The following is a 13,794-nucleotide window of genomic DNA, read 5'->3' as shown; positions in this document are numbered from 1 at the left end:
GTAAGCGCTGTTTTCAGGCCACAGCTCTGAGGTCGTGACGGCAATAGGCCCACGGAAGCAACTGATCGATCTCGCTATTCGGATGACCATTGACGATCCTGGTGAGGACGTCGGTCAGGTAGGCAAGCGGATCGAGGTCGTTCAGCTTACAGGTTTCGACCAGGGAGGCGATGGTGGCCCAGTGCTCGGCACCGCCGTCGGAGCCTGCGAACAGCGCATTTTTACGGTTCAACGTGATCGGACGGATCGAGCGCTCGACGGCGTTATTGTCGAGCTCGATACGGCCATCATCGATGAAGCCCGTCAGGCCATCCCAGCGTGAGAGCGCATAACGGATGGCGTCTGCCAGCTTGCCCTTTTGGCTGATCAACGCGAGCTTTGCGCGGAGCCACAGCTCGAAGGCTTCCGCCAGCGGCCGGCTTTTCTGTTGTCGAACGAGACGACGTTCCTCGGCGCTGCGGCCGCGGATGTCCTTCTCGATGGCATAGAACTCGGCGATATGCTTGAGCGCCTCGCTCGCAATAGGCGCAGGACCGGGGGTGGCAAGTTCGTAGAAGTTACGCCGCATGTGCGACCAGCAGAATGCAAGCTGAACGTTGCCACGCTCGGCGAGCCTGCCATAGCCGGCATAGCCGTCGACCTGCAGGATCCCCTTGAAGCCTGCCAGATGAGCGATCGGTCGGTCGGCCTTGCGGTCGGGCGCATAGACATAGGCGACGCCCGGCGGATCGGCACCGCCCCATGGCCGGTCGTCCGCCGCATAGGCCCAGAGCTGACCGGTCTTGGTGCGCCCGCGGCCGGGATCGAGCACCGGCATCGTCGTCTCGTCGGCGAACAGCTTTGGCCGCTGCCTGAGCTTGCCAAGGAGCCGCTCATGCAACGGGCGCAGATGGAAGGCTGCCTGTCCCACCCAGTCCGCCAGCGTCGAACGATCAAGCTCAATGCCCTGGCGGGCGTAAATCTGCGCCTGCCGGTAGAGTGGCAGGTGATCGGCATATTTGGAGACCAGGACCTGGGCGACGGTGGCCTCGGTCGGCAGACCACCCTCGATCAGCCGGGCCGGGGCCGGCGCCTGCATGACACCGTCCTCGCAAGCCCGGCAGGCGTATTTGGGACGCCGGGTGACGAGGATCCGGAACTGCGCCGGGACCAGGTCCAGCCGCTCACTTCTATCCTCGCCGATCCGGTGCAACTCGCCCTGGCAACAGGAGCAGATCTTATTGTCGATATCGACGACGACCTCGATCCGCCGCAAGTGCGCTGGCAAGGCGCCACGGTTGATCCGGCGCTTGCGAGCCCGAGCCTCACGGCTTTCAGGTGCGCTGACGTCCTGCGCCGTCTCGCTGTACGCTGCGACCTGCTCGACATCTTCCAGGCCCAGCAGCATCTGATCTTCAGGCAAGGTCTCTGCCCGCCGGCCGAACCGATGCCGCTGCAATTCCTTGATGATCTGACGCAGCCGTTCGCTCTCGCACCGCTCGGCAAGCAGCATCGCTTTCAGCGTCTCGGGATCGTCAGGCAGGGCGTCGCTCACACGCAATTCAGAGCATATTCGCCGCCATCTGGCGACGCGCTCGATGCCCCTGATTCACTTCGCCGCAGCGCTGCCAACAACTATCCGGCTTGCGTTGGCGCTGGCGTCTCCCGTACCTCGTGGACACGCCGCCAGTCGAGCCCTTCCAACAGCGCCGACAATTGCGCCGCCGACAGACGCATCACGCCGTCCTCGATCTTCGGCCAGCGGAAGATCCCATCCTCAAGCCGTTTGGCGAACAGGCACAGACCCGTTCCGTCCCAGAACACCAGCTTGATCCGATCCGCCCGCTTGGCACGGAACACATAGACAGCTCCCGAGAATGGGTCAGCCCCCATGCTCTCGCGCACCAGGGTCGCAAGCCCTTCCATCCCCTTGCGGAAGTCCACCGGTTTGGTCGCCACCATCACCCGGACCGCACCCGACGGACCGATCACCGGCTCGCCTTCAGCGCCTGGACGATCGACGCAATCATTGCCGTGTCCGCACCACGACCGGCCCGGATCGTGATGCCGTCGACTTCGATCTCGATGATCCCGGCATCGCAACGGCAAGTTCGGACATCCGGTTTGGGTTTGCAGCGCGCCACTTTGCGCTCCCGGCCAAGAGCAGGCGCCGGCACTGCGACATCCACCACCGCCGGCACAAACTGCACTTCTTCTATTTCGGAATGACCGCCTGCTGCCTCTCGCAACTGACGTCGCCAGCCAAACAACTGCTGCGGTGACAATCCATGCCGTCGGGCTACCGAACAGACCGAGTCGCCGCTCGCCACAATCTCCGCGACGATCCGCGCCTTGTCCTCGTCGCTCCACTTCCGCCGACGGCCGGCGCCGGTGAAGACCTCAAGCCGCCGTACCGGCTCCGTGATAGCAGTATGCACTGTGTCCATTCTAAGCCTAACGGTCCAAATCGAACCGCAGACTCGCAGATCACCCCATCATCCGGTAGGTGGCCGCTGAACAGCGCTTACAACAGTTTCGTCCTCGCAAAAGATCACATTTCTTGCATTTTCGCGCCCCTTTGGAAGTGAAGGGAGAGGTGCCAGAGCATTCATTCAAACTCATGGGCGCGTCTCGGGACCCCTTGTAGGCCTATCTGGCTGAGCAATGCTGGTCGGTCGCTCCCTTCACTTGTCCCATTCAGGCATGCCCAACCGTATTCGAGCAGCTTCGCCTGCGGCAAAGTCAGGTCTGGCAGGCGAAGCGCCGGAGCGCGGCAAGCGTCGTGGCTCGTTGATCGGCCGCGCTACCTCGCGCGCCCGCAGGAAGCTTTGGTAGATGGCTGGAAGCTTCTTAATGATGAAGTCGAGGTCCGGAGCTGGAGGACCGTACGGTTTCTTCCAGTCGAATGAAAACACATTGGACCGCAACTGGCTCCAGCTTGAAATGGTCCAGGTGAGAAGTGGGGGCAAGTCTTCCGCTGGCAGGCCGCCCTGTTCGATTGCAAGCTTCAGGTTTCGGAACGCACGAGGAGGTGGGTTCACGTGACCATCTGGCCAACGAGCCTGCATTCCTTGGTCCCAATGTTTTTGCAATGTAAGGACATCGAATTTGGGTACTCCGCGCATGCGTCTTTCATCTTGCTAGGATGAGGCTTCCAGCAAAGCTAGGTGCAGGCTTTGCTCCTTTCGAAACTGCGCCGCTGCCGTTGTTAGCGGAATGATTCGAAACTTTGATCTTTCCTTAGTGGTCGTGGGAAAAGTCAGTTTGGCGCCTGCGGGCGCGATATTAGAATTCCGTCTTTTCAGTCTACCAATCTGTTTATTAGTAGGTTGCATCCCTCGGGATAGCGAGAGATCTGTCCCGAGGGATACCGAAAGACTATCCGGGCGGATACCACTGCCGGTCTTGTGCTTTGGGCGGTGGAGATCATGTCCTTTGGGTAGTACTTCAAGGAGCTTGCTGAAAGCTGGCGGAAGTCGACCCTTGTTTCGCCGTAGCTCAACAAGAATTGAAGCCATTAGCTTCGGTTGGTTCCTGTTTATAAAGCCGATGATGTCGTGCCTCGCGACCTCGCTCGGTTCTACAGTTCGATATTGCGATGCTTCGGTCGGATGGTCGCGGATTTCGATTAGATCTTTCGCCTGAAGTCCTTTGTAGGCGGCAATTACGTTGTTGGCCTTCATGCGAAGCCGAGAACAAGTGTTTCCAGCGTCTCGGCTCCAGATTCCACCTATGAAATGCCTCAATGGGATTGCCTCCCAAGCTTTGCCAAACATGCGGGTGCGCTGGAAAATGAACGTCAAAACCTGTTGTTCGTGCTCCGTCAGGTATATGCGGTTGGCGAAGATGACCTGTCGCAAGATGGGGACGAGCGGCTTCCAATCGGGTTTCGTTTGGTCGGTCATAGGCTCTCCTCCGACCACACGAGACGAAAAGTGATCTCCTCTCGTGCCGGTTTGTTTTGCATTTCCGATATAACCGATTGATAGCATTGAGGGCCGATATGCTCGGTTTTGCAGCTAAGCCGTTGGCCGGACGAAAAAACGGCTAGCTTCCCAAGCTGCATACGAGGGTTCGATTCCCTTCGCCCGCTCCAAATCGCATCCTGAGGGCATGGGAATGCTCGATACCGTCGCCATTGCCTGTGATCACGGGGGCTTTGCCCTCAAGGAAGCCCTGAAAGTCGCTCTGCCCGATGTCGCGTGGCTGGACTTGGGCACTGATAACGCCGAGTCCGTCGACTATCCCGATTTCGCCGGTAAGCTCGCCGACGCCATCAGGGACGGCAAGGCCGCACGTGGCATTCTGATCTGCGGATCAGGCATCGGCATCTCGATCGCGGCCAACCGCCATGCGCATATTCGTTGCGCGCTCGTCCATGATGTCACGGGCGCGCGGCTGTGCCGCCAGCACAATGACGCGAATGTCTTGGCGATGGGCGGACAGATGATCGGCGAGGCGGTGGCGAAAGAATGCGTCGAAGAGTTCCTGAGCACGGCATTCGAGGGCGGCCGCCATCAAAAGCGCATCGACAAGCTGGGCTCCTGTTAGAGAGAACCCTGCTCTCCAAACTGTATGCGAGGGTTTGCCTTCCTCACCGGCTGGTCCCTTCTCAGCGGCTCGCAAATTCAAAACCGAGGCTTCAAGACACAGATCACAAGCTTCTCAGACAACGTCATAATCTCCGAACCAGTTGAGGGGCCAAACTTTCATCTGCTCCTCTTCAGATTGGGCTACATGCAAGTGATCGCCTCGTGGTCGGGCCTTCTCATTCGAGGGGCCATAACGATTGGTGATCTAGTCCATGATGACCTTGTCGTCTTCGGACCAGCGCTCAACAGGGCCTATGAACTTGAAAGCCAACGAGCAATTTATCCCCGGATCATTCTCGATCCAGACATCGGCGATACTTTTGGAGTGCTGCCTCCCTTCATGGCAACAGAAGATGGTCTGACTTTCATCGACCCCTTCACCCCTCTGTTTCTACTGAATTGGCGAGTGCAGCAGGAAAGAGTGGGGACGAGTAAGGTCATAGACGAGCGCCAAGCAGGCATATCCATAATAAGAGCTCTGCGCCGTGAGATCACCAAGCCGCTTGGCGAGCCGCAATGGAGAAAGCTGGACTGGCTATTTCGACGCGTCTGCTATGCCTTCCAAGCGGACGATCGAACAAGGAACTACGAGCGAAAGTACTTGGGAGACGGCACGTGACTAAGCCGTGCGGCTAACCCGACAGGCTCCGCAAAAACTCCACGAGCGCAGCGTTCACCTCCCTCGGCCGCTCCTGCTGCGTCCAGTGTCCGCAGCCCGGCAGCATCTTGATCTCGCGCAGCTGCGGCACAAGCTGCTTCATGTTGGCGATGTGCTCGGCGGCGCCGGGGAAGGCGATGACCATGTCGTGGTCGCCGGCGATGTAGAGCGAAGGCACGACCACCTTCACGCCCTCGAAGGCGCCCATCAGCTCCCAGTTGCGATCGATGTTGCGGTAGTAGTTGAGCGGCCCGCGAAAGCCGCTGCGGGCGAACTCGGCGCCGTAATAGTCGAGATCGGCGACGCTCAGCCATGATGGCAGTGGCACCGGCACCTTTGGCAACATGCCGTCCTTGCGCGAGACCATGCCGACGCCAGCGGTCCGCCCCTGACGCTCAGCATTGGCGCGGATCGCCGCCGCTCCTTCGCCGGAACCGCCGAACAGCATGGCGCCCAGCGTTTTCCGCGGGTCCGCCTCGAACTCCGCCTCGGCTACACCCGGCTCCTGGAAGTACAGCTGATAGAACTGCGCATCGGCTGTCTGCGGCATGACGCTGGTCGGCCGCACCGGGCTGCGCGGGCGATAGGGTACGCTGAGGATGGCGGCGGCGCGGAAACGATCGGGCCGCAAGCGCGCCGTGTGCCAGGCGATCGTTGCACCCCAATCGTGGCCGACGATGACGGCGTCCTTTGCCTCGAAGGCGTCGAGCACGCCGACGAGATCGCCGACCATGTGAAGGATCGTATACTGATCGATCGCCTCCGGCCGGTCGCTCTTGCCGTAGCCGCGCATGTCGGGCGCAACGGCGTGGTAGCCGGCCGCAGCCAGTGCCTCGAGCTGATGACGCCAGGAGTACCAGCCTTCCGGAAAGCCGTGGCAGAGCAGCACCATCGGCCCCTTGCCCTGTTCGGCGACGTTGAGGGCAATGCCGTTGGCCTTGATCGTCCGCTGCGTCGGCCCGCTCATGTCATCGCCTCCCGGTCATCTGGTTGGGCGCATCTTAATCGGCCTTACGGGCTCCGCAAAGATTCTAATATATTAGACAATCACCCCCGGCACGCGCGGCCCGTCCGGCTTAAGATTTTTGTCGCCCCGGCGGGTGCGGTCCTCGTGTCGGGCAATTCGGATGAAGACCATGGACCAGCAGAAACTCGACCGCGCGATCGGTCGCCGATTGAAGACGCTGAGGACGCAGGCCGGCATGACCTTGAACGAACTTGCGGCGCGCTCCGGTGTCAGCCGGGCCATGATCGGGCGGGTGGAACGGGCGCAGAGCAGTGCCACGGCGGCGCTGCTCAACAAGCTCTGTTCGGCGCTCGATGTCTCGCTCAGCGACGTCGTCGCACTCTCGGAGAAGCCCCCGGAGCGGCTGACGCGGCTTGCCGACCAGCCGCAATGGCGTGATCCCGACAGCGGTTACCGGCGGCGTCATGCCTCGCCGGCCGATGCGGCGAGCGGGATCGAGATCATCGTCGTCGATCTGCCGGCCGGCGCACGCGTGTCCTACAGCCCCTGGGGTCGTAACGCCTTCACCCAGCAGCTGCTGATGCTGGAGGGCGCGGTCTGCGTGCATATCGACGCCAAGGCGGTGCGCTTGCGCGAGGGCGACTGTCTCGACTTCGATGTGATGCGCTCCGTGACCTTCGAGAACGAAACCAAGCAGGATTCGCGCTACGTCGTCATCACGCGGCGCGGTACCTCTTACGGGAAAATGTGATGTCGCTGATCGTGCGGGACGCCACGCTGGAGGACGCCGGAGACATCCTCGCCATCTACAATTACGCTGCGCTCAACACCACGGCGGTCTGGACCGACGGCGCAGTCGATCTCGACTCCCGACGCGAGTGGATCCGCGCAAGACAGCAGGCCGGCTATCCCATCCTGGTTGCGATGAAGGGCAGGGATGTTGTCGGCTTCGCCTCGTTCGGCGATTTCCGCCCGTGGCCCGGCTATCGCCACACCGTGGAAAACTCCGTCTATGTCGACGAGCGGCACCACAGGGCGGGCATCGGCCGCAGCCTGGTGGCCGCGCTGATCGAGCGCGCCACCGCCATGAACAAGCATACGATGATCGCCGCCATCGAGGCCGCCAACACCGGTTCGATTGGCTTGCATGCCTCGCTCGGTTTTGCCGAGGTCGGCCGCATGCCGGAGGTCGGCTGCAAGTTCGGCCGCTGGCTCAATCTGGTCCTGATGCAGAAACGGCTTGCGAGTGAGGTGAGGCCGTGACGATGCAGATCCGCACCGGCGACACCTTTGATCCGCGCGTCGTCGCGCTGCTCGATCATCACGCCACGGCTGCGCGGGCACAGACCGCGCCGGGCAGTGCGCATGCGCTCGATCTCGCCGGACTTCGCGCGCCCGACGTCGCGTTCTGGACCGGCTGGGACGGTGAGACACTGGTCGCCACCGGTGCGCTGAAGATGCTCTCGGCTGCGCATGGCGAGGTGAAGTCGATGCACACGCTGCAAACCACGCGACGGCGCGGTTTCGGCGGCGAGATGCTCCGCCACATCATTGCCGAGGGTCGCGCGCGCGGCCTGAAGCGGCTCAGCCTCGAGACCGGCTCATGGGACTATTTTAAACCCGCGCACGCGCTCTACCAGGCGCACGGTTTTGTGCTTTGCGGCCCGTTCGAAGGTTATGCCGAGGATCGCAACAGCCTGTTCCTGACGCTCGATCTGACTGGCGGCTGAGGCCCCGGCCCCGGTGCAACCGCGGCTCGAAATGTCGCCATTCCTCCCCTTGCCCCTCAAAATGAGTTGCGTACCTCAAAACACCTCTGCTAGCCTTCAGCCATGGCCGAGGACGCTCTCACCACTGCCGCGCTGACGCTGAAGGACATCGCCCGCGAGGCCGGCGTCAGCCTCGCGACGGTGGACCGCGTCCTGCACAACCGCCCCGGCGTGCGGCCGGATACGGTTCGCCGTGTCAAGGAGACGATCGCGCGCAACGCGTTCCAGCCGCATGTGGCCGCCGCCGAGCTGGCCCGCGGCCGCGCCCGCCGTTTCGCCTTCGTGATGCCCTCGGGGCCAAATCCATTCATGCAGCAGATCGAGGCCTATCTCGGCGAGATGTCGGCCTGGCTCTCGGCCCGCCGCCTCAATGTCGAGATGATCGCAACCGACGTGTTCGATCCGTCCGTGCTTGCCGCCTCGCTGGAGGCCTTGTCGGAAGACTACGACGGCGTTGCCGTGGTGGCGCTCGACCATCCCGGCGTTCGCGCCGCGATCGACGATCTCGTCGACGCCGGCACCAAGGTGGTGACGCTGGTCTCGGACGTGCCGTCGTCGCGCCGCCACCATTATGTCGGCATCGACAACATCGCAGCCGGCCGCACCGCCGGCGCACTGGTCGGGCGGTTGGTCGGCCAAAGGTCCGGCAAGGTCGCGATCGTCGCCGGCTCGCAGGGCTTGCGCGACCATGCCGAGCGCATTTTTGGCTTCAATCAGGTGATGGCCTCGGAATTTCCTGACCTTGCCGTGCTGCCGGTGCTGGAAGGGCGCGACGAGGACGGCCGTTCCGAGCAGCTCCTGGCGCGGCTGTTCGGCAGGCATGCTGACATTGTCGGTCTTTATAACGTCGGTGCCGGCACACAAGGCGTTGCCAATGCGTTGAGCGAGGCCGGCCGCGACCAGCAGGTGGTGTTCGTCGCCCACGACGTCACCGCACTGACGCGCCGGCTGTTGTTGCAGGGCGTGATGGATGCCGCGATCTCGCAGAATCCGGGACATGAGGCGCGCGCCGCCGTGCGCGTGCTGCTCGCGCTCGCCCGCGGCGAGCCGATCTTGCGCGAACAGGAGAAGATCAGGATCGACATCGTGATGCGGGACAATCTGCCGTAACGGCAGCGTGGATTTGTGAGGACGGCCCGCGGAACAGGCGACGGAGATCGCCAGCCGGGCCAGCAAGGGAGGACGAGGCGTGTATCTCGGAATGGACATCGGCACGTCCGGTGTGAAGGCGGTGCTCGTGAGCGAAGCCGGCGCGATCGTCGCGACGGCGGCCCGCGAGCTTGCGCTGTCGCATCCCGCGCCGTTGTGGTCCGAGCAGGATCCTGACGCCTGGGTCGATGCAGCGATCGGCGCGGTCGATGATCTCTCGGCGCGCCATCCGCACGAGGTCGCGCAGGTGCGAGGCATCGGGCTATCAGGCCAGATGCATGGTGCGACGCTGTTAGGTGTGGACGGGCGGCCGCTGCGGCCCGCGATCCTCTGGAATGACGGCCGCTCGCAGGCCGAATGTGGCGAGCTCGAGCGGCGCTGTCCGTCACTGCATGCCATCGCCGGCAATCTGGCGATGCCCGGCTTCACCGCGCCGAAGCTGATGTGGGTCGCGCGGCACGAGCCGGACATCTTCGAACGCACGGCAAAGGTGCTGCTGCCGAAGGCCTATGTCCGCTACCGCCTCACCGGCGAGATGGTCGAGGACATGTCGGACGCCGCCGGCACGCTGTGGCTCGATGTCGGCCAGCGCCGCTGGTCGGCGGAGCTGCTCAATGCCACCGGGCTCGATCTCCATCACATGCCGCGCCTCGTCGAAGGCAGCGAGGCCAGCGCGGTGCTGGCGCCGAACTTCGCACAGCGCTGGGGCATGGCGAAGGATGTCGTGGTCGCCGGCGGCGCTGGTGATTGCGCGGCGAGCGCGATCGGGCTTGGCGCGATCGCGCCCGGCGATGCGTTTCTGTCACTGGGAACCTCAGGTGTGGTGTTCCGCGTCACCGATCGCTTTGCGCCGGCGCCGGCCTCGGCCGTGCATGCGTTCTGCCACGCGCTGCCCGGCCTGTGGCACCAGATGGGCGTCATGCTCTCGGCGGCGGCTTCGCTCGCCTGGCTTGCCGGCGTGATGGAGGTGCCGGCGGCAGCGCTGCTGGCGCCGCTCGGCGATCGCGTCGATGGCCCGAGCCCGATCAAATTTCTGCCCTATCTCGACGGCGAGCGCACGCCGCACAACGATGCCGCCGCGAGCGGCGCCTTCGTCGGCTTACGCGGCGCGACCGGGCGCGGCCAGATGGTCCAGGCCGTGCTCGAAGGCGTCGCCTTCGCTGCGCGGGACAATCTGGCGGCGCTGAGCGCGGCGAGCGGGCCGATCACTGAAGTCGATCTCGTCGGCGGCGGCTCGCGCTCGCCGCTATGGGCGCAGATCTGTGCCGACGTGCTCGGTATTCCCGTCCATCGCGTCGAGGAAGGCGAGGTCGGCGCGGCGCTCGGTGCCGCGCGGCTCGGCCGGCTTGCGGTCACCGGCGAGAGCCCGGCGCAGGTCTGCACGCGTCCACGGCGGCTCGCGAGTTTCGTGCCCCGCGCATCCACCGTGAGTGCCTACGACGAGGCCTATCGCCGTTGGCACGAGCTCTATCCCGCGTTGAAGGAGAGTTTTTAAGTGAACGCGCCCGCCAAATTCTTCGATGCCAACGCACCCGTCGCCTTTGCCGGCAAGGATGCTGGAAACACGCTTGCCTTTCGCTGGTACGACAAGGACCGCATGGTTCACGGCCGCAGGCTGGAGGACCACTTGCGCTTTGCGGTCTGTTACTGGCATTCATTGTGCTGGCCGGGCGGCGATCCCTTCGGCGGCGAGACCTTCCTGCGGCCCTGGCATCACGGCACCGATGCGATGGCGATGGCACGCGCCAAGGCCGATGTCGCCTTCGAGCTGTTCCGTTTGCTGGACGTGCCCTTCTTCACCTTCCACGATGTCGACGCCGCGCCGGAAGGCGCTTCGCTCAGCGAATCCGTCGCCAATCTCAACGCGATCGCCGATCTCTTCGAAGCGAAGATGGCATCGGCCAAAGTCCGCCTGCTCTGGGGCACCGCCAATCTGTTCACGCATCGCCGCTACATGGCGGGCGCCGCGACCAATCCAGACCCCGAGATTTTCACCTATGCCGCCGGCCAGGTCCGTGCCGCGCTGGAGGTGACGCACCGGCTCGGCGGCCAGAACTACGTGCTGTGGGGCGGTCGCGAGGGTTACGAGACTCTGCTCAACACCGATCTCAAGCGCGAGCTCGACCAGCTCGGTCGTTTTGTGTCGCTCGTCGTCGAGCACAAGCACAAGATCGGCTTCAAGGGCCCGATCCTGATCGAGCCGAAGCCGAAGGAGCCGACCAAGCACCAATATGATTTCGACGTCGCGACTTGCTACGGCTTCCTGGCGCGCTACGATCTGCTCAAGGACGTCAAGCTCAACATCGAGCAGAACCACGCCATCCTCGCCGGCCATTCCTTCCATCACGAGGTCGTGCTCGCCGAGGCGCTCGGCGTGTTCGGCTCGCTCGACATCAACCGCGGCGACGATCTGCTGGGCTGGGACACCGACCAGTTCGCGATGAACGTGCCTGAACTGGCGCTGGTGTTCCACGAACTCCTGAACCGCGGCGGCTTCACCTCGGGCGGACTCAATTTCGACGCCAAGATCCGCCGCCAGTCGATCGATCCCGACGATTTGATCCATGCCCATGTCGGCTCGATGGACGCCTGTGCGCGGGCGTTCCTCGCCGCCGCTGACATGCACGATGCCGGTGCTCTCAGCGCGCCGCTCGTCGAGCGCTATGAGGGATGGGCCGGCGCTGAGGGCCGGGCCATTCTCGGCGGTCAGCGCTCGCTCGCCGATCTCGCCGATCGGGCGCTGAGCCCCGGCTTCGACCCGCAGCCGCGCTCGGGCCGACAGGAATATCTGGAATCACTCGTCAACCGCTACGTCTGAGCGAGGTCGCTGATGGCAAGTGCTGACGCAACACCGGTCCTCGAACTCTCCGGCATCGGCAAGGAGTTCGGCGCAATCCGCGCACTGCATGGTGTCGACATGCAGGTGCTTCCGGGCGAGGTGGTCGGCCTGATGGGCGACAACGGCGCGGGCAAGTCGACGCTGGTCAAGATCATCGCCGGCAATTTCCGCCCCACCCATGGCGAGATCCGCTTTGCCGGCAGCGCGGTCCATTTCAACCGGCCGATCGACGCCCGCGCGGTCGGCATCGAGGTCGTCTACCAGGACCTTGCGCTCGCCGACAATCTGACGGCGGCGGCCAACGTGTTTCTCGGCCGCGAGCTGAAGCGCAAGTTCGGACCCATCGCCTTGCTCGACCACAAGGCGATGGCCGCGCGTGCGCTGGAATTGTTCGGCGAGCTACGCTCGGAGACGCGGCCCGATGATCTCGTCAAGCAGATGTCGGGCGGCCAGCGCCAGGCGGTCGCGATCGCGCGGACGCGGCTCTCCAATGCGAGACTGGTGATGATGGACGAGCCGACGGCCGCGATCTCGGTCCGCCAGGTCGAGCAGGTGCTCGGCCTGATTCATCGGCTGAAGGAGCAGGGTGTCGCCGTGATGCTGATCTCTCACCGCATGCCCGACGTGTTCGCGGTGTGCGACCGCGTGATCGTCATGCGCCGCGGCGAGAAGCGGGCCGACAAACCGATCGACACGACGTCCCCTGAGGAGGTCACCGCCCTCATCACCGGCGCGAAGGAGGCGGCGTAATGGCCATGCCCTTGGAATCCCCGGTCAGCTTCTCGAACGTCGGCAAGATCAAATGGTGGCAGCGCGGCATCTTCGCTTCCCAGACCGGCTATGTGCTCGTGGCGCTGGCGGTGCTGCTGGTGATCATGCATTTCGCCAGCCCCTATTTCTTCACCGAAGGCAACATGCAGAACGTGGCGAAGAATTTTTCCTTCATCGCCATCGCCACCCTTGGCGTCACCTTCGTCATCATCACCGGCGGCATCGACCTCTCGGTCGGCTCGATGATGTGCTTCTCGGCCATGATCACCTCGATGGTCATGACCGAGCTGTCAACGCCCGGCGGGCTCGGCGCATCGCTGTTCGTGCATATGGCTGCCGACGGCAAGACCGTGCTGGCCAACGCACCGGGGCTGATCCTGCTGGTCTCGGTCGTGGCGGGGCTCGGCGTCGCGCTGATCGCCGGCCTCGTCAACGGCTTCTGCATCGCGGTGCTGGGCCTGTCGCCCTTCGTCACCACGCTCGGCATGCTCTCGATCGTGCGCGGTCTCGGCTATGTCGTCTCCAACGGCCGCGGCAGTTTTCCAGGCGGACCTGATGCCGATTATTTCTATGCAATCACCTCAGGTGATGTGCTTGGCGTGCCCGCGCCCTTCATTTATCTCGTGATCCTCGCGCTCGTCATGGCCGTGATCCTGCACCACAGTGCCTTTGGCCGTCATGTCTTTGCGCTCGGCGGCAACGAGAAGGCGGCCGAGCTGACCGGTATCCCGGTCGTGCGGGTCAAGATCGAGGTCTATGTGATCTGCGCGCTGGCCGCAGGGCTCCAGGGCATCATCATCTCCGGCTGGCTGGGCTCGGCGCCGGCCAACATGGCGACATCCTACGAGCTCAACGTGATTGCGGCGGCCGTGATCGGCGGCGCCAATCTGGCCGGCGGCATCGGCGGTCCGCTCGGCGCCATCGTCGGCTGTGTGTTGCTCGAGGTCATCCGCAACGGCCTGGTGCTCGCGCAGGTCAGCTCCTACTGGCAGCAGACGCTGGTGGGCGTGATCATCATCCTGGCGGTGCTGGTCGACCGTATTCGCTCGCGGATGATTTGACGTGACGTC

The 13,794-nt window shown here is 63.6% G+C and carries 16 protein-coding genes; 10 read left to right on the top strand and 6 right to left on the bottom strand.

Features of this window, described 5'->3' with window-relative positions:
• Positions 1–13: 13 nt before the first annotated feature.
• The 5 genes from tnpC to UP06_RS22300 form a co-directional block, all read right to left on the bottom strand.
• A complete protein-coding gene (tnpC, locus tag UP06_RS22315) occupies positions 14–1,492 on the bottom strand; it encodes an IS66 family transposase (protein WP_045004267.1) in 1,479 nt (492 codons plus the stop codon).
• A 122-nt stretch (positions 1,493–1,614) separates the two neighbouring features.
• Entirely contained in the window at positions 1,615–1,971 is a 357-nt protein-coding gene (tnpB, locus tag UP06_RS22310) for an IS66 family insertion sequence element accessory protein TnpB (RefSeq protein WP_045004130.1), read from the bottom strand.
• Positions 1,968–2,426 (bottom strand): IS66-like element accessory protein TnpA, encoded by a 459-nt coding sequence (tnpA, locus tag UP06_RS22305; protein WP_045005335.1) that lies wholly within the window; start codon positions 2,424–2,426, stop codon positions 1,968–1,970. Before tnpA ends, tnpB begins: the two co-directional genes overlap by 4 nt.
• Positions 2,427–2,663: 237 nt before the next feature.
• Positions 2,664–3,104, bottom strand: a complete 441-nt coding sequence (locus UP06_RS40950) for a hypothetical protein (RefSeq protein ID WP_156163127.1) — start codon at positions 3,102–3,104, stop codon at positions 2,664–2,666.
• Between the two features lie 15 nt (positions 3,105–3,119).
• Positions 3,120–3,884: a hypothetical protein gene (locus tag UP06_RS22300; RefSeq protein WP_045005761.1), complete on the bottom strand. Its 765-nt coding sequence runs from the start codon at positions 3,882–3,884 to the stop codon at positions 3,120–3,122.
• 214 nt (positions 3,885–4,098) lie between these two features.
• Between UP06_RS22300 and rpiB the strand changes: the two genes are divergently transcribed.
• A complete protein-coding gene (gene rpiB / locus UP06_RS22295) occupies positions 4,099–4,530 on the top strand; it encodes a ribose 5-phosphate isomerase B (RefSeq protein ID WP_156163126.1) in 432 nt (143 codons plus the stop codon).
• Positions 4,531–4,716: 186 nt separating this feature from the next.
• The gene (locus tag UP06_RS39270) at positions 4,717–5,190 is read left to right on the top strand and encodes a hypothetical protein (protein ID WP_156163125.1); all 474 of its coding nucleotides are present in this window, start codon (positions 4,717–4,719) and stop codon (positions 5,188–5,190) included.
• 13 nt (positions 5,191–5,203) lie between these two features.
• Here UP06_RS39270 and UP06_RS22285 read toward each other — a convergent pair whose 3' ends face one another.
• Positions 5,204–6,196 (bottom strand): alpha/beta fold hydrolase, encoded by a 993-nt coding sequence (locus UP06_RS22285; RefSeq protein WP_045005757.1) that lies wholly within the window; start codon positions 6,194–6,196, stop codon positions 5,204–5,206.
• A gap of 169 nt (positions 6,197–6,365) precedes the next feature.
• On the opposite strand from UP06_RS22285, the gene UP06_RS22280 reads away from it, so the two are divergent.
• From UP06_RS22280 to UP06_RS22245, 8 genes are all read left to right on the top strand, one after another.
• Positions 6,366–6,947, top strand: coding sequence for a helix-turn-helix domain-containing protein (locus UP06_RS22280; protein WP_045005813.1), 582 nt, complete (start codon positions 6,366–6,368; stop codon positions 6,945–6,947).
• Positions 6,947–7,459 carry a GNAT family N-acetyltransferase gene (locus UP06_RS22275; RefSeq protein ID WP_082078596.1) on the top strand — a complete coding sequence of 171 codons (513 nt, stop codon included), beginning with the start codon at positions 6,947–6,949 and terminating at the stop codon, positions 7,457–7,459. Before UP06_RS22280 ends, UP06_RS22275 begins: the two co-directional genes overlap by 1 nt.
• Before the next feature lie 2 nt (positions 7,460–7,461).
• Entirely contained in the window at positions 7,462–7,926 is a 465-nt protein-coding gene (locus UP06_RS22270; RefSeq protein WP_045005755.1) for a GNAT family N-acetyltransferase, read from the top strand.
• Between the two features lie 102 nt (positions 7,927–8,028).
• Positions 8,029–9,075, top strand: coding sequence for a LacI family DNA-binding transcriptional regulator (locus UP06_RS22265; protein WP_045005753.1), 1,047 nt, complete (start codon positions 8,029–8,031; stop codon positions 9,073–9,075).
• A gap of 79 nt (positions 9,076–9,154) precedes the next feature.
• A complete protein-coding gene (xylB, locus tag UP06_RS22260; RefSeq protein WP_045005752.1) occupies positions 9,155–10,609 on the top strand; it encodes a xylulokinase in 1,455 nt (484 codons plus the stop codon).
• On the top strand, positions 10,610–11,932 hold the full coding sequence (gene xylA / locus UP06_RS22255) for a xylose isomerase (RefSeq protein ID WP_045005751.1): 1,323 nt from the start codon (positions 10,610–10,612) through the stop codon (positions 11,930–11,932).
• A 12-nt stretch (positions 11,933–11,944) separates the two neighbouring features.
• Positions 11,945–12,703 carry an ATP-binding cassette domain-containing protein gene (locus UP06_RS22250; RefSeq protein ID WP_045005749.1) on the top strand — a complete coding sequence of 253 codons (759 nt, stop codon included), beginning with the start codon at positions 11,945–11,947 and terminating at the stop codon, positions 12,701–12,703.
• Positions 12,703–13,785, top strand: coding sequence for an ABC transporter permease (locus UP06_RS22245; protein WP_045005748.1), 1,083 nt, complete (start codon positions 12,703–12,705; stop codon positions 13,783–13,785). The genes UP06_RS22250 and UP06_RS22245 overlap by 1 nt, the downstream gene beginning before the upstream one ends.
• Positions 13,786–13,794 lie beyond the last annotated feature (9 nt).

The sequence above is a fragment of the Bradyrhizobium sp. LTSP857 genome (assembly GCF_000938285.1).
GTDB lineage: Bacteria > Pseudomonadota > Alphaproteobacteria > Rhizobiales > Xanthobacteraceae > Bradyrhizobium.
Note: the sequence above shows the minus strand (reverse complement) of the source record. Positions and strands in the feature narration are given on the sequence as shown.

Coding starts and splice junctions, on each gene's coding strand:
- tnpC (WP_045004267.1), bottom strand. CDS start 1,492: ATGCTGCTTGCCGAGCGGTGCGAGAGCGAACGGCTGCGTCAGATCATC.
- tnpA (WP_045005335.1), bottom strand. CDS start 2,426: ATGGACACAGTGCATACTGCTATCACGGAGCCGGTACGGCGGCTTGAG.
- UP06_RS40950 (WP_156163127.1), bottom strand. CDS start 3,104: ATGCGCGGAGTACCCAAATTCGATGTCCTTACATTGCAAAAACATTGG.
- UP06_RS22300 (WP_045005761.1), bottom strand. CDS start 3,884: ATGACCGACCAAACGAAACCCGATTGGAAGCCGCTCGTCCCCATCTTG.
- rpiB (WP_156163126.1), top strand. CDS start 4,099: ATGCTCGATACCGTCGCCATTGCCTGTGATCACGGGGGCTTTGCCCTC.
- UP06_RS39270 (WP_156163125.1), top strand. CDS start 4,717: ATGCAAGTGATCGCCTCGTGGTCGGGCCTTCTCATTCGAGGGGCCATA.
- UP06_RS22285 (WP_045005757.1), bottom strand. CDS start 6,196: ATGAGCGGGCCGACGCAGCGGACGATCAAGGCCAACGGCATTGCCCTC.
- UP06_RS22280 (WP_045005813.1), top strand. CDS start 6,366: ATGGACCAGCAGAAACTCGACCGCGCGATCGGTCGCCGATTGAAGACG.
- UP06_RS22275 (WP_082078596.1), top strand. CDS start 6,947: ATGTCGCTGATCGTGCGGGACGCCACGCTGGAGGACGCCGGAGACATC.
- UP06_RS22270 (WP_045005755.1), top strand. CDS start 7,462: ATGCAGATCCGCACCGGCGACACCTTTGATCCGCGCGTCGTCGCGCTG.
- UP06_RS22265 (WP_045005753.1), top strand. CDS start 8,029: ATGGCCGAGGACGCTCTCACCACTGCCGCGCTGACGCTGAAGGACATC.
- UP06_RS22250 (WP_045005749.1), top strand. CDS start 11,945: ATGGCAAGTGCTGACGCAACACCGGTCCTCGAACTCTCCGGCATCGGC.
- UP06_RS22245 (WP_045005748.1), top strand. CDS start 12,703: ATGGCCATGCCCTTGGAATCCCCGGTCAGCTTCTCGAACGTCGGCAAG.